Genomic DNA, 19,572 nt, shown 5'->3' with positions numbered 1-19,572 from the left:
CCGAACGCGGTCGAGGGCACCCGTCCGGGTGCCCTCGACCTGTGTACGGCGATACCGTCAGTTGCCGGAGACCGTGACCTTCTGGTCGTTGTTCAGCTCGTCCACCAGCGTCTTGACCTTCGCCTTGTCCCAGACGAGGTTGCCGCCGACGGAACCGGAGATCGGCATGTTCAAGGACGTGCCGTCACCGCCCTGGACGCCCTTCATCGCCCAGAACATCGAGCCCAGGTCCCACAGGCTCATGTCCTTGTCGACGATCAGGGAGTCCAGACCCGCACCCATCACCGGGTAGAACTTGAACGGGTTGAGGATCGTCGACGGGGTGGCCACCTGGTGGGCCAGCGCCGACAGGAACTTCTGCTGGTTCTTGGTGCGCTGCAGGTCGGAGGTGGCGAACGCGTGCCGGGTGCGGACGAAGGCGAGGGCTTGCTGGCCGTTCAGGGTCTGGTTGCCCGCCTTGAAGTCGGCGCCGGACCACTTGTCCTTGAAGCCCTTGTCGATGTTGATCTCGACACCGCCGACCGCGTCCACGATGTTGGCGAAGCCCTGGAAGCCGATCTCCACGTAGTGGTCGATGTGCAGACCGGTGTTGGCCTCGATCGTGCGGACCAGCAGGGTCGGGCCGTCCTCGGCGTAGGTCGCGTTGAGCTTCTCCTGCCGGCCCGTGGCCGGGTAGAGCTTCCCGGACGTCCCCTTGAACGACGGGACGGTCACGTTCGAGTCGCGCGGCAGCGAGACCAGCGTGTCGCCGTTGTCGCCGACGTGCAGGATCATCATCGAGTCCGTGCGCTTGCCCTCGGCGCCGCCGGTGTGCAGCTTCTTCTCGTCCGCCTTGGACATGCCCTCACGGCTGTCCGAGCCGACGATCAGGTAGTTCGTGCCGGAGCCCGCCGACGGCCGGTCGATGACCTGGGCCAGGTCGACCTCGCGGCGCAGCTTGGAGTCGGCCCAGAAGTACGTCGCGACCGACGTGACGACCAGCACGGTCGCCACGGTGATCGTGGTCCACTTGATCCGGCGCCGCCAGTTCGGCGCGGGGCGCGGGGCGCGGGGCGGCGCGTCCGCCGTGCCGCCCGGGCCGCGGCCGCCGGGGGCGCCGTAGACCTGGCCGGTGTTGTAGCCGCTGTCGTAGTCGCCGTAGCCGGCGCCGTCGTCGTAGCCACGGCCGTCCACGTACGACGGCTGCTGCGGGACGCCGGGCCCGTACGGCGGCGCCGCCGGACCGGGGTCGCCGTACGAGCGCTGCCCGGGCGGTACCGCCGGGCCGCGCTGCACCTGACGCATCACGCGGGCGCCTTCCGGCTGCGCGCCGGCGCTGCCGCGTCCGTACCGCGGGCCGCGGTTGTCGTCGGACCATCCCTGGGGCCAGTCATTCATGGGCCCCAGTGTGCAGGGCGCCGCGGTGTGCCTTACAAGGGCTGTCGGAAAATAAGAGCGCCGCTGTTGCGAAGCTGACACAAATCCCGCGAAAGTCACTTCGGCATAAGGTGGAGGGCATGACAGACCAGGCCACGGACGCGATTCCGGACATCGAACCGGACATCCCCGGCAAGCCGACCTCAGCTTCGCGCACCACCCTCAGCCACATCATGACCCACAACGACACCAACCTGCTGGGGACGGTGCACGGCGGGGTGATCATGAAGCTGGTCGACGACGCGGCGGGCGCCGTGGCCGGCCGGCACTCCGGTGGCCCCGCGGTCACCGCGTCCATGGACGAGATGGCCTTTCTGGAGCCGGTCCGCGTCGGTGACCTGGTCCATGTGAAGGCGCAGGTGAACTGGACCGGCCGGACCTCCATGGAGGTCGGCGTGCGCGTCCTCGCCGAGCGCTGGAACGAGTCGGCGCCGGCCACCCAGGTCGGCTCGGCCTACCTGGTCTTCGCGGCCGTCGACGCCGACGGCAAGCCGCGCCGGGTGCCGCCGGTGCTCCCGGAGACCGACCGGGACCGCCGCCGCTACCAGGAGGCCCAGATCCGCCGCACCCACCGGCTGGCCCGCCGCCGCGCGATCCGCGAGCTGCGTGAGAAGAGGGCCGCGGAGGGGTTCGAGGACTGAACAACTTCCTTGAACCGCCGGGGGGTTGTACGGAAGTGGCAAGTATCACTCCGGCCGTCTGTCGATGATCTGTGCGGATAATGTGAGCGATCCGGTGGGTGGCTGTGTGCCCGCCCGCCGTCCGACAGGCGGAGAGTGACGGGGGGCTGGCCGTGGTGGCCCCTGCGGGGGGTGCTGAGGCGTGGACAGGCCGGGCCGTGAGTGGGGCGACGACATCGATCCCGCGGACCAGTGGGTCCGCAACCCGCACACCGGCGAGTACGAGCTGCGGCCGGGCCCGCCCGCCGAGCGGCCCACCGTGCCCGGGCCCCGCTCCGCACCGGACGCCGGGCCGGACCGGGAGGGCCGTGGGCGGTCCACGGGCCGTCCGCAGCGCAGGGCCGCCGGGAAGGGGCCCGCGGGCAGGAAGCGGTCCGCCGGTGAGAGGAAGCCCGCGGGCAGGAAGTCCGCGGGTAAGAAGAGGTCCACCGGAAAAAGGATCCTGCTGTGGACCAGCGGCACCCTGGCCTTCGTGGTCGTCGCCGGTGCCGTCGGTGGCTACCTCTACCTCAAGCACCTCGACGACAACATCAGCACCACCGACACCGCCGGCGCCACCAGCGACTCCTTCAGCAAGGACAAGGCGTTCAGCGTCCTGGTGATCGGCACCGACAAACGGCAGGGCAAGGGCGACGCCGGCTACGGCGACGCGAACAGCGTCGGGCACGCCGACACCAACATCCTGCTGCACGTCTCCCAGGACCGGACGAACGCGACCGCGCTCAGCATCCCCCGCGACCTGATCACCGACATACCGGACTGCCCGACCAAGCAGCCCGACGACTCCATCAAGGTCGTCCCGGGGACGAAGGGCGTCCGCTTCAACCAGAGCCTCGGCCAGCTGGGCCGCGACCCCGGTTGCACGGTCCGTACCGTCGAGCAGCTCGCCGGCGGGATGAAGGTCGACCACTTCATGATGGCCGACTTCAACGCGGTGAAGACGCTGACGACGGCCGTCGGCGGGGTCGACGTCTGCCTGGCGCACCCCGTGAAGGACAAGAAGTCGCACCTGGACCTGCCCGCCGGACCGTCGAAGATCGAGGGCGAGCAGGCCCTGGCCTTCGTCCGCACCCGCTACAGCTGGGGCAACCACGGCGACCTCGACCGCATCAAGGTCCAGCAGAAGTTCCTCGGCTCCCTGTTCCGCAAGATGAAGTCGGACTCCACCCTGACCAGTCCGACCCGGCTGATGGACCTGGCGGAGACGGCGACCAGGGCGCTCACGGTGGACAAGGGCATCGGGCACATCACCACGCTCAAGGACGTGGCCCTGGAGCTGAAGAAGGTACCGCCGAAGAACATCACCTTCCTCACCCTGCCGGTCCGCGACAACCCCGCCGACGGCCCGGTCCACAAGACGGTCCTCGTGCAGCCGGGGCCCGCCGGGCAGATCTTCTCCGCGATCAAGGGCGATGTCTCCTTCACCGAGGTGAAGAAGCGGCAGAAGGCGACCCAGGACGCCAGGCTCAAGGGCCCGCGGTCGGCGCCCGGTGACGTCCGCGTCGACCTCTACAACGCGGGCGCCCCCGACGGCTCCGCCCAGGCGGCCCTGGCCTGGCTGCAGACACAGAAGGGGGTCACCAGGTCCACCCAGCTCGGCAACACGGGGGCGCACCAGCCGAAGACCACCCTGGAGTACGCCCCCGGCCAGGCCGCCCAGGCGCGGGAGCTGGCCGACCTCATGGGGCTGGCCGGCGACGCGCTGAAGCCGGGCAGGAGCGAGACCAACGACCAGGGGCTGCCGGCGATCGTCCTGCGCCTCGGCGCCGACTTCCAGGGCGCGGGCATCCCGGTCGACGGCCCCGCCGAGCCCCCCGCCGTCCAGAAGCAGACGGCCGACGAGGTCAAGTGCGCCTCCTGAGCCGCACAGACCGGGAGCCCCGCGGGACTAGGAGCCCGAGCACACCACCTCGTTGCCGCGCACCACGTTCTGCTGCGGCTGCTGCGGGTCGTCGTAGCGGACCTTGCGCACGTCCTTGAAGTCGGCGCCGACGACCACTTTCAGCAGCGGGCCCTGGCCCGGTAGGGGGCGCAGCTCGGCGCCGGGCAGGGCGGCGGCCAGGGAGCGGGCCGAGCGGTCCCAGCGGGGGTCGTAGGAGATGACGGTGTGCGGGGCGTGGGCGGGCGCGTCCACCGGCTGGTGGGTCGTGGCGAAGCCGGTCGCCGCGAGCGCCTCGTCGACCCGTTTGGCGAGGCCGGCCGTGCCGGTGCCGTTCGCCACCAGGACCCGGACCTGCCGCGGATCCACCTCCACCGGCGTCGCCGGGGCCGTGCCGTGCTCCGGGCGGTCCGCGGTGAGCGGCCTGTCGTCGCGCAGGGCCGAGAACAGCTGGGCCGCCCTGGTCTCGTCCCACTTCAGGGTCGAGCCGATGCCCTTGGCCGGGTAGTTCAGCTGCCCGATGGGCACGGTGGTGAACTCGGAGGAGGACGGGGAGAAGTTCCGCATGGCCCGGCCGAGGTCGAGCAGCTCGTCGGTACCGAAGCCCTCGTCGGCGCGGACCGAGCCGAGCACCGCCCGGGTCACGTCCCGGAACCGCATCGGGTTCAGCAGCACCCCGGAGGAGGTGGCCTTGTCGATCAGCTCGGCCAGGAACTGCTGCTGCCGTTTCATCCGGCCCAGGTCGCTCGCCCCGTCGATGTGCCGGGCCCGCACGTACTGCAGCGCCTGACCGCCCATGAGGGTGTGGGTGCCGGCGGCGAGGTCGAGGCCGGTGTAGGAGTCCTGCAGCGGCGTCGTCGTACACACGGTCACCCCGCCGAGGACGTCCACGGTCTTCATGAAGCTGGCGAAGTCGACCTCCAGATAGTGGTCGATCTTCACATGCGTCATGTTCTCGACCGTGCGGACGGTCAGCTGGGGGCCGCCCTCGGCGTAGGCCGCGTTCAGCCTGATGGGGTGCGGTCCGTGCTGCTGCCCGGAGACCGGGTCGGTGTGCGCGGGCACCTCGGCGTAGGAGTCGCGGGGCAGGCTCACCACGGTGGCCCGGTCCCGGTTCTCCGAGATGTGCACGATCATCATCGTGTCGGTGCAGTGGCAGGGCGCCCCGCCCAGCCGGTACGCCCGCCGGTCCCGCTCGGTGATCCGGTCGCGGCCGTCGGTGCCCACCAGCAACACGTTCGTGCCGTGGCCCGCGCGCGGCCGGTTCTTCATGTCCTTGAAGGCGTCGACCCGGGCGATGCCCGCGTCCAGGCTGCTCATGACCGCGTGCCCGATCCCGGCCGAGGCGAGCACCACGACGGACAGCGTGGTCACCGCCCGCATGGCCCAGCGGGGCCGCCGGGGTGGCCGGACGGACCGCACGGGCCGCTCGGGCGGGCGCGGCACACGGCGGGGCGGCTGCGGTCGACGCTGCGGACGCGCAGGGGACCGGGGCGGGCTGGCCAAAGGGGACACCTCCGGACGAGGCCGTACGTGGGATCCGTGAGCACCGTAGGCCGATACGATCTCCAGCCCGGTCTTACGCCCCTGCGGCGCGCACCGGTGTCCCCCGTTCGCGGTAACGTGAGGCTCCTATGAACGCCAAGTCCGACGTGCGGCTCCCCGCTGTTTCCGTGATCATGCCCGTCCTCAACGAGGAGCGGCATCTGCGCGGGGCCGTCCAAGCGATCCTCGCGCAGGAGTACGCCGGCGAGATGGAGGTCGTCATCGCCCTCGGTCCGTCCACGGACCGCACGGACGAGATCGCCGCCGAGCTGGTCAGCGAAGACCCGCGCGTGCACACCGTCCCGAACCCGACCGGCCGTACGCCCGCGGCGCTGAACGCGGCGATCAAGGCCTCCCGGCACCCGGTCGTGGTGCGCGTCGACGGCCACGGCATGCTCTCGCCGAACTACATCGCCACCGCCGTGCGGCTCCTGGAGGAGACCGGCGCGCGCAACGTCGGCGGCATCATGCACGCCGAGGGCGAGAACGACTGGGAGCACGCGGTCGCCGCCGCGATGACCTCGAAGATCGGTGTCGGCAACGCCGCCTTCCACACCGGTGGCGAGGCCGGCCCCGCCGAGACCGTCTACCTCGGCGTCTTCCGCCGCGAGGCCCTGGAACAGCAGGGCGGATACAACGAGGAGTTCATCCGCGCCCAGGACTGGGAGCTGAACTTCCGCATCCGTGAGGCCGGCGGCCTGATCTGGTTCTCGCCCGAGCTGAAGGTGTCGTACCGGCCGCGGCCGAGCGTGCGCGCCCTCGCCCGGCAGTACAAGGACTACGGCCGCTGGCGGCATGTCGTCGCCCGCTACCACTCCGGCTCCATCAACCTGCGCTACCTCGCCCCGCCGGTGGCGGTGTGCGCGATCGCCGCCGGGATCGTGGCCGGCGCGGTGCTCACCCCGTGGGGCTTCCTCGTCCCCGGCGGCTATCTGGCGGCGATCGTCGCCGGCTCCGTCCCGGCGGGCAGCGGGCTGCCGCTGAAGGCCCGGCTGCAGATCCCGGTGGCCCTGGCCACCATGCACATGTCGTGGGGCTGGGGCTTTCTGACCAGCCCGAAGTCGCTGGCCAAGAAGGTCATCGCGTCCCGGCGCCCGGCGGTGCTCGTCTCGCGCTGAACACGGCGGTGCACCACGAGGCCGGCTGGATCCCGGCCCGGTGCGCGGATGTGAGGGGCCCGCTGCTCAGGCAGCGGGCCCCCTCACCTGTGTCCGGTCCGTCCGGTCGCGGGCCGGCCGATCACCACTGATAGGGCTTGTACACGGGCATGCACGGGGTGGAGTCCGAGCCGTTGATGGCGTCGGAGCCACCGGGCAGGTCGCCGGCCTTCGGCTTGGACTGCTTGGGGTAGCCCGTGCCGGTGCGCCAGTCCGCGCCGACGACGACCGTGACCCCCGAGACGTCGGTCGACTGCTTCACCGCGGTCGTCGGGATGCCGAGTGCCCTCGCCACCGCCTGCGCGTCACCCTGCAGGTCCGCGCTCGGATACTGCACGACCGTACTGTCCTCGGACAGCGTCGCCGAGGTGTCGGTGGTCGCCCGGGTGTAGCCCTTCTGCGCCAGCACCTCGCTGATGTCGTTCGCCCGGCCGCCGACCGCGGCCGCCGTGGCGGTCCGGGTGGCGTTGCGCACCAGCACACCCAGCCGGCCCGGGTCCGTGGAGGGCGTCTTGGTCGCCGGGGTCGTGTTCGCGACCTGCTGGGCGGCCGACGGCTTGCCGTTCTTGTCGAAGGGCACGTCGTCGCGGAGCATCTGCCACATCTTGTCGGCGTTGGCCTGGTCCGGCACGACGTGCTCGCCGTTCTGCGGGTCGTCGACGTGGGGCATCGTCATCGACGTGATGCGGTTCGTCGGCACCGACTTGAGCTCCATGGCCAGGTCGTACAGCTTCTTGACCGTGCCGATCTCCTCGGAGACCTGGAGCGACTTGGTGGCCGCCTCGGCCAGGTCCATCAGCCGCCCGCTGTCGGTGAACACGTTCTGCTTCTTGAGCGTACGGATCATCGAGTTCAGGTACATGTGCTGGGCGCGGGCCCGCATCAGGTCACTGCCCCAGGCGTGCCGGGTGCGCAGCCACTGCAGGGCCTGCTCGCGGTAGATCTTCTGCGTCCCGGCCTTCAGCTTCAGCCCCGAGCCGCCGGGCTGGGCCGGCGTCGGGTGGTCCCAGACGTTCTGCTTCACACAGACCTCGACGCCCCCGATGGCGTCCGCCATGTTCACCACACCCGCGAAGTCGATCATCATCCAGTGGTCGATGTAGACCCCGGTGAGGTCCTCCCAGGTGGCCAGCGTGCAGCCGGCGCCGCCCCGGGCCAGGGTCGTGTTGATGATGTCGTCGGTCTCCGGATACTTCTTGCCGGTCTTGGGGTCGGTGCACTCGGGGATGTGTACGCGGGTGTCCCGGGGGATGCTCACCATGGCGGCGCTCTTGCGGTCCGCGGACAGGTGGATGAGCATCTGCACGTCGGCCAGCGGAGGGGCGCCGACGCTCTGCCGGTGCCCGCCGAGCTTCAGGTCCTCCGGGGTGTTACGGCTGTCCGAGCCGATCAGCAGGATGTTCAGCGGCGTCTGCCCGGCCGCGTTCGCCGGCGTCCTGACCGCCTTGGAGTCGTCGCCGCTGCTGCGCTGACCCTTGCGGATGTTGGAGTTCAGGTGCTGGTAGTACAGGTAACCGGCGCCCGCGGTACCCAGTATCACCACCGCCAGCACCGTCGCCGACCAGCGCAGGGCGCGCCGTCTGCGCCGTGGCCGCTCGGCCCGTGAATCGCCTCTGCGCCGTCCCCCGCCGTGCCGGCCGGACCCCTCGGTCGCCTCCCGGGACCGCGGTTCGAGCGACATGCCGTCGTCGACCGCAGGGTCCTGCCCGCGCACATCGCTCTGCGCCAAACTTCCTGCCCTCCCCACCCTTGCGCCGTACAACGGGCCCGTCCCGCGCCCAGTTAGACGCACGACGGACCCGTTGGGTTACCTACGACGCGCACTTCACCTTGTCTGCCGTGGACTTGTCGACGTCCGGTGCCTTCGCCGAAGCGGTGAGCGAGACACCCGCACCCTTGAAGTCCTTGCCCAGGGTCAGCGTCATCGCCGGCAGCCCCTGGGAGTTGGTCACGCTCTTGCCGGGCTTGAGCGCGGAGCCGGGCAGGCCCATGAGGTGCGCCAGCTCCCGGGCCTGTGCGGCCTGGTCGGGCGCGTACTCCAGTGTCGTCTTGTCCAGCGGCGCCGGCGCGTTGCCCGCGTTCTCGGACTTGAGCACGCCCTCCTGGGTCTGCATCCACCGGAGGGTGTCCTGCGCGCTGCCGGGGTCGGCACCGCCGTTGAGGACCCGCACCCGTACGTCGGAGGGCGCGGACCGGCTGCCCTTCAGGCGCGCGGCTTCCGCGTCCTTCTCCGCCTTCTGCCTCTTCTTCACCTCGGTGAAGGAGACGTCGTTCTTGATCGCGTCGAAGACCTGTGGGGCGGTGCTCTGGTTGACGACGACCGTCTTGTGGACGACGCCGTCGGCCGGGTTGTCGATCACGGGTACCGTCACGAACGAGATGTTCTTCGGCGGTACCTTCTTCAGCTCCAGCGCGATGTCCTTGAGCGTGCCCACGGAGCCGATGCCCTTGTCGACGGTCAGCGCCTTCGTGGCGGCCTCGGCGAGTTCGACCAGCTTGGTCGGGTTGGTCAGCGTGTCGCTGGAGGACATCTTGCGCATCAGCGAGGCCATGAACTGCTGCTGCACCTTGATGCGGTCCAGGTCGCCCTGGTTGCCCCAGCTGTGCCGCGTCCGGACGAAGGCCAGGGCCTGCTCGCCCTCGACCTTGGACGGGCCGGCGGGCAGCTTCAGGTGGGAATCCTTGTCGTTCACCGCGTGCGCGAGGCACACGTCCACCCCGCCGACCGCCGTCGTCAGCGTCTTCACCGCGTTGAAGTCGACCATCATGAAGTGGTCCGGCACGATCCCGGTGACCTCCTGCACGGTGCGCATGGTGCAGCCGGGGTCGCGGTCGTCCTGGCCCAGGCTGGTGTTGAAGCGCACGTTGTCCGTGCCCGGGATGACCTTCTCGCTGCCGTCCGGCTGCTTCGTCGGGCAGTCCGGCACGTTCACGATCAGGTCGCGCGGGATGCTGAGCGCGGTGGCGTTCGTCCGGTCCTTGGCGACGTGCAGCAGGATGTTGGTGTCGGCGTGCCCGACGCTGCCCTTGTCGCCGTAGCCCTCGTTGCCCTTGCCGGTGCGCTTGTCGGTGCCGATGATCAGGATGTTGAAGGCGTCGTCCTTGCTGAAGCCGTCCTTGGCGGCGCTGCCGACGTCCGTCGTGGTGACGTTGCCTTCGAGGTGCTTGAGATACAGGTAGCCGGCGGTGCCGATGGCGACCAGCACGAACGCCGTGCTGCCGGCGGTCCACACCAGAACCTTCTTCGCCTTCGACTTCTTCTTCACGGGCCGCCGGGCCGCCCGCCGGCCCTGCGGCGTCTCCGGCTCGCCGCCCCGGCGCCGGGCCGAGCGCGGCGGCGGTACGTCACCGCCGCGCCCCTGGCGCGTCCCACGGGCGGCGCCGGACGCCGGGCCGTCGCGGCGGCGCGGCGCCCGGGCGTTGTCCGGGGGAGCGGGTCTGCGGGGGCTGGGGACCGACGACTGCGGTGCGGAAGGACCCAGTCGCAGTTCGTATTCGCCGGTGTTCGGATTGAGCACCCACTGGTCTGCGGGGTCGATGTTGTCCGCCCGCCCACGGCCTTGCGCGTCCACGGTTGTCCGAATCCTCCGTCGGGGCCACGCGGCGCCTTCCCCCCAAAGGCGCTCGGGTCTCGGTGAAACAGTGCACGACCCCAGGACGGACCTCGCGGCCAGGTGCACCGGATCGCTCACCCTATCCGCCCAGTTCAGCCTGGAGCGACGCCGGTGACAAATTCCCTCCGCCTACAACTGGGCAATCCGTCGCATTTCCTGGACGGAGATTCGGTGTCTTGATGTGCGCATTACTCGCAGGTGTGTTCGGCGGCGGTGTTCCCCTGGAAGGTGGGCGCGGGGGAGGGGTCGCTCCGGCCGTCCGCCTCCGGGGCGCCCTGCGGCGCCTTCCGGGCCACCGCCACGGGCTGATCGGCCCGCAGCCGGGCGAACAGCTTCTCGGCCTCCGGTTCCACGAGTTGGTCACGATTGGCGTCGTAGACGTACGACTCCCTCGGTACGGTCAGGAACTGCACCCGTTCGGTGGGGATGTCGCGCAGCCCGCGTACCAACTGGTACAAGCCGCGCAGACTGGCCAGGTCCGGGTCGGTGGTCAGCGAGGAGGTCGCCGCGTCCAGCACCGGATACAGCTTCACCGGGTTCAGCAGCACGTCGTTGCTCTGCACCTTGTCGACGAGCGCGCCCAGGAACCGCTGCTGGCGTTCCATCCGTTCGGTGTCGCTGCCGTCGCCGAGCGACTTGCGGGCCCGCACGTACCCGAGGGCCTGTTCCCCGTCGAGCAGCACCTTGCCCGCGGGCAGCTTCAGCCGGGCGGCCTTGTCGTCGATGGGTTCCTTCAGGCAGACCTGCACCCCGTCGACGGCGTCCACCATGTCCTTGAAGCCGCTGAAGTCCACGACCATGTGGTGGTCGACCCGAATGTCCGTCAGCTTCTCGACCGTCCGGATCGTGCACGCGGAACCGCCCACCTGGAAGGCGCGGTTGAACATCGCGAACACCGGCAGGCTGCGGGTGCCGTCCGACTGCCGGCAGCCGGGGATGTCCACCATCAGGTCCCTCGGCAGCGACACGGCGGTCGCGCTGCGCCGGTCGGCGGCCAGATGCAGCAGGATCGTGGTGTCGGAACGCTCGCTGCCCAGGTCCCGCCCGTAGGCGGAGTTGCCGTCCCCGGCGCGGGTGTCGGAGCCGATCAGCAGGATGTTCTGCGCGCCCCGCACCAGCGTGGTGGGCCGCTCCCGCTCGTACCGGGCCAGTTCGCGGGCGGCCGCCTCGTCCGGTGTGATGTTCGCGCTGAGCTTGGCGTAGAGGGCCCAGCCGGTCCCCGCGGCGGCCGCGACCAGCACGGCCAGCCCGAGCGCCGTCCCCTTCGCCCACCGCCGCCGACGCCGCCGCCGCAGCCCGCCCCCGGTGGCCGCGGCCCCGGGGCCGCGGCCGGGGACCTTGCGGGCGGAGTCGGTCACGGGCGGGTACCCCCTCATGGCGTACGAGCGTCACGTCCTGCTCCTACGACCATGGCGGGGGAGGGGGTCCCGCAGCGCCCTTTGCTACTCCGACCGGGCGAAGCGCGGCCCCGTCACCGCCGGACCGTGGTCACCCGCTCACTCTCGATCCGCTGGGCGAGGGCTTCCTCGTCCAGCTGTTCCAGATGCCGGCACAGCACCACCGACCCGCCGACGGCCAGCGGCGCGTACAACCCCGCGCTGACACCCTCCCACGTGTCGTACGAGAGCCCGGACAGCAGCCTCGAACCCGGCCCGGTCAGCTCCAGCGCGGGCGCCTGGGCCACGGCCCGCTCCACGACCTCCGCCCCGCTGAACTCCCGTCCGGCGACGATCAGCGCGGCGTCCTCCGGGTCCACCGCGGCGAACGGCGCGAAGCGGTCCCCCTGCCCCGGCACTTCCACGGCGTAGTCGACGAACCCCTCCGGGGCCTGCGGGAACCTCCCGCCCAGCGGCCGCAGCGCGAGAGCGATCCGCTCTCCCCGGCAGGCCCGCGCCGCGTCCAGCGCGTCCGGCCCGCTGACGACCACGTCGGCGGCGGCGGGATCCCCGCCGAGGTCCGCGACCGCGCCCACCGACGCGCACGCCAGCAGCCACACCGCCGTCTGCCAGTGCGCGGGCAGCAGCAGCGCGACCCGGTCACCGGGCCCGGCGGAGAGCTCGCCCTGGAGGAGGTTCGCGGTCTTGGCCACCCAATTGGCGAAGGTGGCCACGGACAGTTCGACACGTTCGCCCGTGGCGTCGTCGTAGAAGGTCACCAGCGGGCGGCCGGGGTCCGCGGCGAGCGCGGAAGCCAGCAGGTCGGCAGGGGTGCGATCGGTGGCGTTCACCCGGAAAAGGGTACGCGCGGGCGCTCGCGCCCGGCGTGCGGCGGGGGCACCGGTTCGGCGGAACGGTTGCCGACGGTCCGTCAGTTCACCGATGGACAAATTTGTCTGACTATGTCCAAGATCGTAAGCATGCGTGGATTCCTGACCTCGTCCCTGGGCACCCCGTGGATCGCCGTCTGCTCGATCGGCGTGACCTGCGCCGCGGCCCTCGCAGTCCCGCTGACCCCGCCCGCGTCCGCCGCGCCCGCACGCGCCGCCGCCCGGAACGCCGCCGATCCCGTGATCCCCGGAAGCACCCGCTCACTGCCCCTCGGCCCGCTGTCCGCCGAGCGGGTTCGCGGCACCGCCCCGGAGCAGGGCCTGTACCGGCCCGACGGCGAGGACTTCTCGCTGGTCGGGGTCGTCTGGCGCGACCCGGGCAGCGCACTGCGCGGCCGGGTCCAGGTGCGGGCCCGGTCGGCAGCGACGGGGGAGTGGTCCGGGTGGCAGGACCTGGACACGCACAACGCCGACCACGGCGCCGACCCGGGCACGGCGGAACGGGACGCCCGGCGGGTGCGCGGGGCGACCGCACCGCTGTGGGTGGGCGCTTCGGACGGCGTGGACGTACGGGTCCGCGCCGACCGCGCCCTGCGCGGCGGCCGTACGGGCGGGCAGCGGCCACCGCTGCCGTCAGGACTGCGCGTGGAACTCGTCGACCCCGGCGACGAGGGGCCGCCCGCGGGCGCGCCGGCCGGCCCGCCCCACACCAGCCTGCACACGGCCGCGGCACGGGAGGCCTCGGCCGCCAACACCGACGTCGCCCGCTTCGGCGCCATGGCGATCCCGGCGCTGAACAAGCGGGCCACCGAACGCGAACTCGTCCGCCTCCAGGGCCCACTGCGGGGCAAGCCGCACATCGGACCGCGCCCGCGGATCGTCACCCGCCGCGGCTGGGGCGCGGACGAGTCGCTGCGCCTGAGCGGGTTCACCTACATGAAGAAGGTCAAGGCGGCCTTCGTGCACCACACGGCCTCGGGCAACAAGTACGCCTGCTCCCAGGCCTCCTCAGTCATCCGCGGTATCTACCGCTACCACGTCCAGAGCATGGGCTGGCGGGACATGGGCTACAACTTCCTCGTCGACAAGTGCGGAACCATCTACGAAGGCCGGGCCGGCGGCGTGGCGAAGGCTGTCCTCGGCGCGCACACCGCCGGCTTCAACGCCGACAGCATGGGCATCGCCGTGATCGGCACGTACGGCTCGGCGAAGCCGCCCGGCGCCGCGGTGCGGGCCGTCGCCCGGCTCACCGCGTGGAAACTCGGGCTCTACGGGGCCAATCCGCGTGGCAGGACATATCTCACGTCCGGCGGTGGCAACCTGTACCCCAAAGGTAAGAAGGTACGACTGAACGTGATCTCCGGCCATCGGGACGGATACGCCACCGAGTGCCCCGGCAAGCGGCTTTACGCCAAGCTCGGCACGGCCCGTTCCAGCGCGGCGCACTACCAGGGGCGCTGACGCGGCCGGGGAGCGCGGGCAGCACCGTCTCGGGGGGCCCTGCCGGTCTCACACCGTTCTCATACCGATCTCGGGGGAAAACGCGTGGTCGTCAAGGGCGCCGCCGCTACGGTCTGCATACACTGACCGGCCGAAACGAGTAGAACGAGCAGTTCGGCCGATCCCGGCAGGAAGCAGAGACGACAGGTGACAGAAGCGATCCTCCTGGTCGGTGGCAAAGGCACCCGGCTGCGTCCGCTCACGGTGCACACGCCCAAGCCCATGGTCCCGGCCGCCGGGGTGCCGTTCCTCACGCACCAGCTGGCGCGCGCCAAGGCGGCGGGCGTGGACCACATCGTCCTCGCCACCAGCTATCTGGCCGAGGTCTTCGAGCCGTACTTCGGCGACGGTTCCGGACTCGGCCTGCACATCGAGTACGTGACCGAGGAGGAGCCCCTCGGCACGGGCGGTGCCATCCGCAACGTCGCCTCCCGCCTGCACTCCGGCCCCGACGACCCGGTGCTGATCTTCAACGGCGACATCCTGACGGGCCTGGACATCAGGGCCCTGGTCGACACCCACGCGTCGACGGGCGCGGACGTCTCCCTGCACCTGACGAAGGTGACGGACCCGAGGGCCTACGGCCTGGTCCCCACGGACCCCTCCGGCCGCGTGCTGGCCTTCCTGGAGAAGCCGCAGACGCCCGAGGAGATCGTCACCGACCAGATCAACGCGGGGGCGTACGTCTTCCGCCGCTCGGTCATCGACACGATCCCGGTGGGCCGCCCGGTGTCGGTCGAACGCGAGACGTTCCCCGAGCTGCTCGCCGCCGGAGCCCATCTCCAGGGCATGGTCGACTCCACGTACTGGCTGGACCTCGGCACCCCGGCGGCCTTCGTCCGCGGTTCGGCCGACCTGGTCCTGGGCCATGCGCCCTCCCCGGCCGTCCCCGGCCGCTGCGGAGACCGCCTCATCCTCCCCACGGCCACGGTGGCGCCGGACGCGAAGCTGACCGGCGGCACGGTGGTCGGCGAGGGCGCGTTCGTCGCCGAGGGCGCCCGGGTCTTCGGCTCCACCATCCTCCCCGGCGCCGTCATCGAACCCGGCGCGGTCATCACCGACTCCCTCATCGGCACGCGGGCCCGCGTGGGCGAACGCACGGTCCTGACCGGCACGGTCATCGGCGACGGCGCGGTCATCGGCCCCGACAACGAGCTGCGCGAGGGTGTGCGGGTGTGGTGCGACGCCCGCATCCCAGCGGGAGCGCTCCGCTTCTCCTCCGACCAGTAGGCCCACCCCCCCCACCGGGGGGCGGCCCGGTGGGGGGTGCTCGCGCAGTTCCCCGCGCCCCTGGGGAACTGCAGTACCGCCGGCGCGAACCCACCCAGCCGCGGGTCCCTGCCCGCCCAGCCCCGCGCGGCCGCGCCACTGGACCGCCAGCGGTCCGCGGCCGCCTAGCCGCGGGTCCGTGCCCGCCTGGCTGCGGGCAGTCGTGCCGCTGGGGCGGCACGGGTGGGCGCAGCGGCACCCCGCAAGCGCGGGTAAGCGAAACCCCCCGTTGTCCCGCGGCAGCACCGTGCACCTCGCCGGCGCGGGCAAGCAGAGCACCCCGTAGCCCGGCGACAGCACCGCGCACCCCGCAAGCGCGGGCAAGCGAAGCCGACCCCCGCCCCCGAAGCGCGCAGGGCGCCTCAGAGCAACCCGATGTCCACCCGAGGCATCTTCGGCGCCCGCCGAGCCGGCCCCTGCCCGCTCAACAAGATCAGCCGCACCGCCCGATGCCGCTGCCCGGCATACGGCTCCAGCAAGCGCAGCATCCCCGCGTCATCGGCGTGCCGGTCCCCCGCCAACGCCCACCCCACGATCCCCGGCAGATGCAGATCCCCCACGGTCACCGCATCCGCCGCCCCGTGACTGCGCTGCACGACCTCCGCCGACGTCCACGGCCCGACCCCCGGCACGACCTCCAGCCGCGCCTGCGCCGCGGCCGCCGGCATCCCGACCGCCTGCTCCAGCCGCGCAGCGACCCGCACGGCCCGCAGGATCGTGGACGCCCGCTTGTCGTCGACCCCGGCCCGATGCCACTCCCAGGAGGGAATCAGCGCCCACCCCCGCGGTGCCGGCATCACGAACATCGGCCGCTCCCCGGCCCCCGCCGGTCCCGGCGCCCGCTCCCCGAACCGCCGTACGAGCAACCGCCACGCCCGGTACGCCTCGTCCGTCGTGACCTTCTGCTCCAGCACCGACGGGATGAGGGACTCCAGCACCAGTCCCGTCCGCGTCAGCCGCAGCCCCGGCCGCCGATGCCGCGCCAGCGCCACCACCCGGTGCCGGGGCACGAACGCCTCCGGCTCGTCGGACGCGCCGAGCCACTCGGGCAACCGGTCCAGCAGCCACTCCGCTCCCGGTCCCCACGCCTCCCCGAGCACCTCACCGCCGTACCCGCGCACCCGTAGCGTGCCCGGCCCGGCGGGCGTACGGCAGGCGCGCCACACGGATCCGTCCGCGGTGGCCCGGAAGGTGGGGTCGGCGGGCCCACGCCGCAGTGGTCCGAGCACCAGTCCCAGATCGAGCGGCCCCTCGGGCACCCACCGGCGCACCCGGACCGGCGCCGCCGCCTGCCGCGGTATTCCGGCACCGGCACCCGCGGGTACGCCGACATGGCCTCCGCGCACGGTCGTACGCGTGGGCCGCTGAGGGAAACGTCCTGCCACGAATGAGGTCCTAGGGGAGCCGGTGCCGTCCTCTGAGCCTAGGCGCTGCCCAGGCCTTCTCACCGCACTTCACCGCACTTCGACGAACCCGCTCGCGTCCCGCTCCGGCCGCGGTCTCGGCTCCTCGGCCGGATGCCCGACCGCCACCGCGCCCATCGGCTCCCAGTCCGCGGGCAGCGCGAGCGCCTCGCGCACCACGTCCCGGCAGAACATCGTGGACGACACCCACGCCGAGCCCAGCCGCTCCCCGGCGAGCGCGACCAGCAGGTTCTGCACGCCCGCGCCCATCGCGACGACGAACATCTCCCGCTCGGCGCCGTCCCGCCGCGCGTCCCCGTAGTGGTGCGCGCCGTCCATGACGAGGCACGGCACGACCAGACAGGGAGCGTGACGGAGGACGTCGCCGCGGCGGATCCGCTTCGCGACGGACTCCTCGCTCTTGCCGTCCCGGCGCAGATCGGCGATCCACGCGTCCCGCATGGCGTCCAGCAGCCGGGTCCGGGACTCCGCCGACTCCAGCAGGACGAACCGCCACGGCGTGGTGTGGTGCGGGGCCGGCGCGGTCACGGCCGCCGCCACCGCGCGCCGTACCGCGCCGGGGTCCACCGGTTCGTCCGTGAAGGCCCGGACCGTACGCCGCTGGGTCACCGCCTCCCGGACCGCCTCGGACGTGCCGAGCCGGAACATGTCGTCCCGCGCGGTCCGCACCAGTGCCCGCGCGCCCTCGCCGTCCTCGCGGTCCACCACGTGCGCCAGCCCGCGCACCACGGCCACCGGCCGGCCGGTGGCCTTGCCCTTGACCAGGTCGCCGGCGGCGGCCAGCTCGTCCGCGCTGGCGACGACCGTCGCGCTGAGCGCATTGCCGTGCCCGTCCGTGCCCCCGCGCAGGTCGTCCAGCACACGCACCCCGGCCGCGCCGATCGCCACGTCCGTCAGTCCCGCGCGCCAGGGGCGCCCGGAGGTGTCGGTGATGACGACACCGACGTCGACGCCGAGGGCCGCGCGCAGGCCCGCGCGGATCGCCCGCGCGGACGCGTCCGGGTCCTCGGGCAGCAAGAGCACCGTGCCGGCGGGGGTGTTGGAGGCGTCGACCCCCGCGGCGGCCATGACCAGGCCCTGCCGGTTCTCCACGATGCGCAGCGCGCCGCGCCGGGCCACCACGCGGACGGTCTCGGCGTCGATGGCCGCCTCCCGGTCGGCGGCCTGTACGACCCGGCCCTCCGCCTTGGAGACGATCTTGGACGTGACGAGCAGCACGTCCCCGTCGGCCAGGCCGGGCTCGGCGGCGGCGATCAGCTTGGTGAGGTCGTCGCCCTGCTGCACCTCGGGGATGCCGGGCAGGGCCCACACCCGGTACCCGGAGCGTTCCTCGCTCACGCTCCCCGCACCTCCTCGGCCAGCGCCAGCGCCTCCCGCGCCATCTGCGCGGCCGCGTCGACGTCGGTCATCATCAGCGGCACGGCCCGGCAGCGGATCCCGTCCGCCTCGACCCGCTCGACCGCGGCCGCGTCCACGGTGTCGACCAGCCAGCCGTCCAGCAGCCCGGAGCCGTAGTGCTCGGCGACCGCGGCGGCCGTGGACTCCACACCGACCGCCGCGAGGACCTTGTCGGCCATGCCGCGCACGGGTGCGTCCCCGACGATGGGGGACAGGCCGATCACGGGCACGCCCGCGTCCGCGATCGCCTCCCGGACCCCGGGCACGGCGAGGATGGTGCCGATGGACACGACGGGGTTGGACGGCGGGAAGAGGATGACGTCCGCCTGGGCGATGGCCTCCAGCACACCGGGTGCCGGCTTGGCCTGCTCGGCGCCCACGGGCACCACCGCCTGCGCCGGGACCGAGGCGCGCAGCCGTACCCAGTACTCCTGGAAGTGGACCGCCCGGCGCTCGCCCTCGACCTCGACGGCGACATGGGTCTCCACGCGGTCGTCGGTCATCGGGATCAGCTTCACGCCCGGCTTCCAGCGCTCGCACAGCGCTTCGGTGACGGCGCTGAGCGGATATCCCGCGCCGAGCATCTGCGTGCGGACGATGTGCGTGGCGAAGTCCCGGTCGCCGAGGCCGAACCACTCGGGTCCGACGCCGTAGGCCGCCAGTTCCTCCTTGAGGTGGAAGGTCTCGTCGGTCCGCCCCCAGCCCTGCTCCTCGTTGATGCCCCCGCCCAGCGTGTACATCACCGTGTCCAGGTCGGGGCAGACCTTCAGCCCGAAGAGATGGATGTCGTCGCCGGTGTTGCCGATCACGGTGACGTCCGCGTCCGGCACGGCCCGCTTCAGACCACGCAGGAAACGGGCACCGCCGATGCCGCCTGCCAGAACCACAATGCGCATGCGCCAAGTCTCGCAGGCGGGTACGACAACGCGTCAGGCAGTCACCGGACGAGCCTCGCAGTGCGGTGCGCTGTGCATGGGCATCTCGGTCAGGCCCGGATAGTAGACGTGCAGGCTGACCGCCGGCTCCAGCGCGTCGTTGACGACCTCGTGGACGTAGCCCGGCGCGAACACCCGCTCCGCTCCCGGCGTCAACGCGCGCGTGCTCCGTTCGGTGCGCTCGGTCAGCGTTCCCTCCAGGACGGTGAGGACGCCCGAGGAGCGGCCGTGGTCGTGCAGCCCGCTGGCCTGCCCGGGCACCCAGGACAGCAGCCACACCTCGTAGCCGGGACCGGTGCGCAGCCGGTGGTACCAGCGGGTGGTCGCGTCGTAGCGGACGAGGTGGGCCCACTGGGAGCGGTCGGCGGCGATCGAGCGGGCGAGGCCCGCGAACTCGGCAACGGTGGCCGGGTGCTCGCGCGGCGGCTGGAGCAGGTGCGGGACTTCGAGGATGTCGCCGGCGATCTGGAGGTCGTTGTCGCTGTTCAT

15 protein-coding genes are annotated in these 19,572 nt (G+C 72.1%); 5 read left to right on the top strand and 10 right to left on the bottom strand.

All coding sequences use genetic code 11. The features are described 5' to 3' along the window. Positions 1-57: 57 nt before the first annotated feature. Positions 58-1,377, bottom strand: a complete 1,320-nt coding sequence (locus IE244_RS36945) for an LCP family protein (RefSeq protein WP_191877960.1) — start codon at positions 1,375-1,377, stop codon at positions 58-60. Between the two features lie 119 nt (positions 1,378-1,496). Between IE244_RS36945 and IE244_RS36940 the strand changes: the two genes are divergently transcribed. Together IE244_RS36940 and IE244_RS36935 are read left to right on the top strand one after the other, a co-directional pair. Further along, positions 1,497-2,057, top strand: coding sequence for an acyl-CoA thioesterase (locus tag IE244_RS36940; RefSeq protein ID WP_191877959.1), 561 nt, complete (start codon positions 1,497-1,499; stop codon positions 2,055-2,057). Positions 2,058-2,238: 181 nt separating this feature from the next. After that, complete coding sequence (locus IE244_RS36935; protein WP_229854661.1) at positions 2,239-3,957, top strand: LCP family protein; 1,719 nt, start codon at positions 2,239-2,241, stop codon at positions 3,955-3,957. 27 nt (positions 3,958-3,984) lie between these two features. Here IE244_RS36935 and IE244_RS36930 read toward each other — a convergent pair whose 3' ends face one another. After that, positions 3,985-5,481: an LCP family protein gene (locus tag IE244_RS36930; RefSeq protein WP_444545082.1), complete on the bottom strand. Its 1,497-nt coding sequence runs from the start codon at positions 5,479-5,481 to the stop codon at positions 3,985-3,987. Positions 5,482-5,609: 128 nt separating this feature from the next. On the opposite strand from IE244_RS36930, the gene IE244_RS36925 reads away from it, so the two are divergent. After that, positions 5,610-6,638: a glycosyltransferase family 2 protein gene (locus IE244_RS36925; RefSeq protein WP_191877957.1), complete on the top strand. Its 1,029-nt coding sequence runs from the start codon at positions 5,610-5,612 to the stop codon at positions 6,636-6,638. A 121-nt stretch (positions 6,639-6,759) separates the two neighbouring features. Here IE244_RS36925 and IE244_RS36920 read toward each other — a convergent pair whose 3' ends face one another. The 4 genes from IE244_RS36920 to IE244_RS36905 all read right to left on the bottom strand — a co-directional run bounded on the left by IE244_RS36920 (position 6,760) and on the right by IE244_RS36905 (position 12,518). Next, on the bottom strand, positions 6,760-8,358 hold the full coding sequence (locus tag IE244_RS36920; protein ID WP_191878001.1) for an LCP family protein: 1,599 nt from the start codon (positions 8,356-8,358) through the stop codon (positions 6,760-6,762). 130 nt (positions 8,359-8,488) lie between these two features. Next, positions 8,489-10,249, bottom strand: coding sequence for an LCP family protein (locus IE244_RS36915; protein WP_191877956.1), 1,761 nt, complete (start codon positions 10,247-10,249; stop codon positions 8,489-8,491). Between the two features lie 230 nt (positions 10,250-10,479). Next, the gene (locus tag IE244_RS36910; RefSeq protein ID WP_191877955.1) at positions 10,480-11,667 is read right to left on the bottom strand and encodes an LCP family protein; all 1,188 of its coding nucleotides are present in this window, start codon (positions 11,665-11,667) and stop codon (positions 10,480-10,482) included. A gap of 95 nt (positions 11,668-11,762) precedes the next feature. After that, complete coding sequence (locus IE244_RS36905; protein ID WP_191877954.1) at positions 11,763-12,518, bottom strand: TIGR03089 family protein; 756 nt, start codon at positions 12,516-12,518, stop codon at positions 11,763-11,765. Between the two features lie 129 nt (positions 12,519-12,647). Between IE244_RS36905 and IE244_RS36900 the strand changes: the two genes are divergently transcribed. Then, positions 12,648-14,018, top strand: a complete 1,371-nt coding sequence (locus IE244_RS36900) for a peptidoglycan recognition protein family protein (RefSeq protein ID WP_229854656.1) — start codon at positions 12,648-12,650, stop codon at positions 14,016-14,018. A 186-nt stretch (positions 14,019-14,204) separates the two neighbouring features. Beyond that, positions 14,205-15,287 carry a mannose-1-phosphate guanylyltransferase gene (gene manB, locus IE244_RS36895; protein ID WP_191877952.1) on the top strand — a complete coding sequence of 361 codons (1,083 nt, stop codon included), beginning with the start codon at positions 14,205-14,207 and terminating at the stop codon, positions 15,285-15,287. A gap of 401 nt (positions 15,288-15,688) precedes the next feature. On the opposite strand, the gene IE244_RS36890 is transcribed toward manB, so the two are convergent. The 4 genes from IE244_RS36890 to IE244_RS36875 all read right to left on the bottom strand — a co-directional run bounded on the left by IE244_RS36890 (position 15,689) and on the right by IE244_RS36875 (position 19,572). Continuing rightward, entirely contained in the window at positions 15,689-16,711 is a 1,023-nt protein-coding gene (locus tag IE244_RS36890; protein ID WP_191877951.1) for a DNA-3-methyladenine glycosylase family protein, read from the bottom strand. Between the two features lie 69 nt (positions 16,712-16,780). Then, positions 16,781-18,088, bottom strand: a complete 1,308-nt coding sequence (locus tag IE244_RS36885; RefSeq protein WP_191877950.1) for a coenzyme F420-0:L-glutamate ligase — start codon at positions 18,086-18,088, stop codon at positions 16,781-16,783. After that, a complete protein-coding gene (gene cofD / locus IE244_RS36880; protein ID WP_191877949.1) occupies positions 18,085-19,044 on the bottom strand; it encodes a 2-phospho-L-lactate transferase in 960 nt (319 codons plus the stop codon). Before cofD ends, IE244_RS36885 begins: the two co-directional genes overlap by 4 nt. 33 nt (positions 19,045-19,077) lie before the next feature. Beyond that, entirely contained in the window at positions 19,078-19,572 is a 495-nt protein-coding gene (locus tag IE244_RS36875; RefSeq protein WP_191877948.1) for a cysteine dioxygenase, read from the bottom strand.

Origin of the sequence: Streptomyces filipinensis (assembly GCF_014649495.1) — a bacterium.
In the GTDB taxonomy this organism is placed as follows: Bacteria; Actinomycetota; Actinomycetes; order Streptomycetales; family Streptomycetaceae; genus Streptomyces; species Streptomyces filipinensis.
The sequence above is the reverse complement of the archived record's forward strand: the minus strand, read 5'-3'. Positions and strand labels throughout refer to the sequence as shown.

Bases quoted from the DNA above. Each gene is read 5' to 3' on its own strand.
- IE244_RS36945 (WP_191877960.1), bottom strand. From the start codon at position 1,377: ATGAATGACTGGCCCCAGGGATGGTCCGACGACAACCGCGGCCCGCGG.
- IE244_RS36940 (WP_191877959.1), top strand. From the start codon at position 1,497: ATGACAGACCAGGCCACGGACGCGATTCCGGACATCGAACCGGACATC.
- IE244_RS36925 (WP_191877957.1), top strand. From the start codon at position 5,610: ATGAACGCCAAGTCCGACGTGCGGCTCCCCGCTGTTTCCGTGATCATG.
- IE244_RS36920 (WP_191878001.1), bottom strand. From the start codon at position 8,358: ATGTCGCTCGAACCGCGGTCCCGGGAGGCGACCGAGGGGTCCGGCCGG.
- IE244_RS36910 (WP_191877955.1), bottom strand. From the start codon at position 11,667: ATGAGGGGGTACCCGCCCGTGACCGACTCCGCCCGCAAGGTCCCCGGC.
- IE244_RS36900 (WP_229854656.1), top strand. From the start codon at position 12,648: ATGCGTGGATTCCTGACCTCGTCCCTGGGCACCCCGTGGATCGCCGTC.
- cofD (WP_191877949.1), bottom strand. From the start codon at position 19,044: ATGCGCATTGTGGTTCTGGCAGGCGGCATCGGCGGTGCCCGTTTCCTG.
- IE244_RS36875 (WP_191877948.1), bottom strand. From the start codon at position 19,572: ATGAACAGCGACAACGACCTCCAGATCGCCGGCGACATCCTCGAAGTC.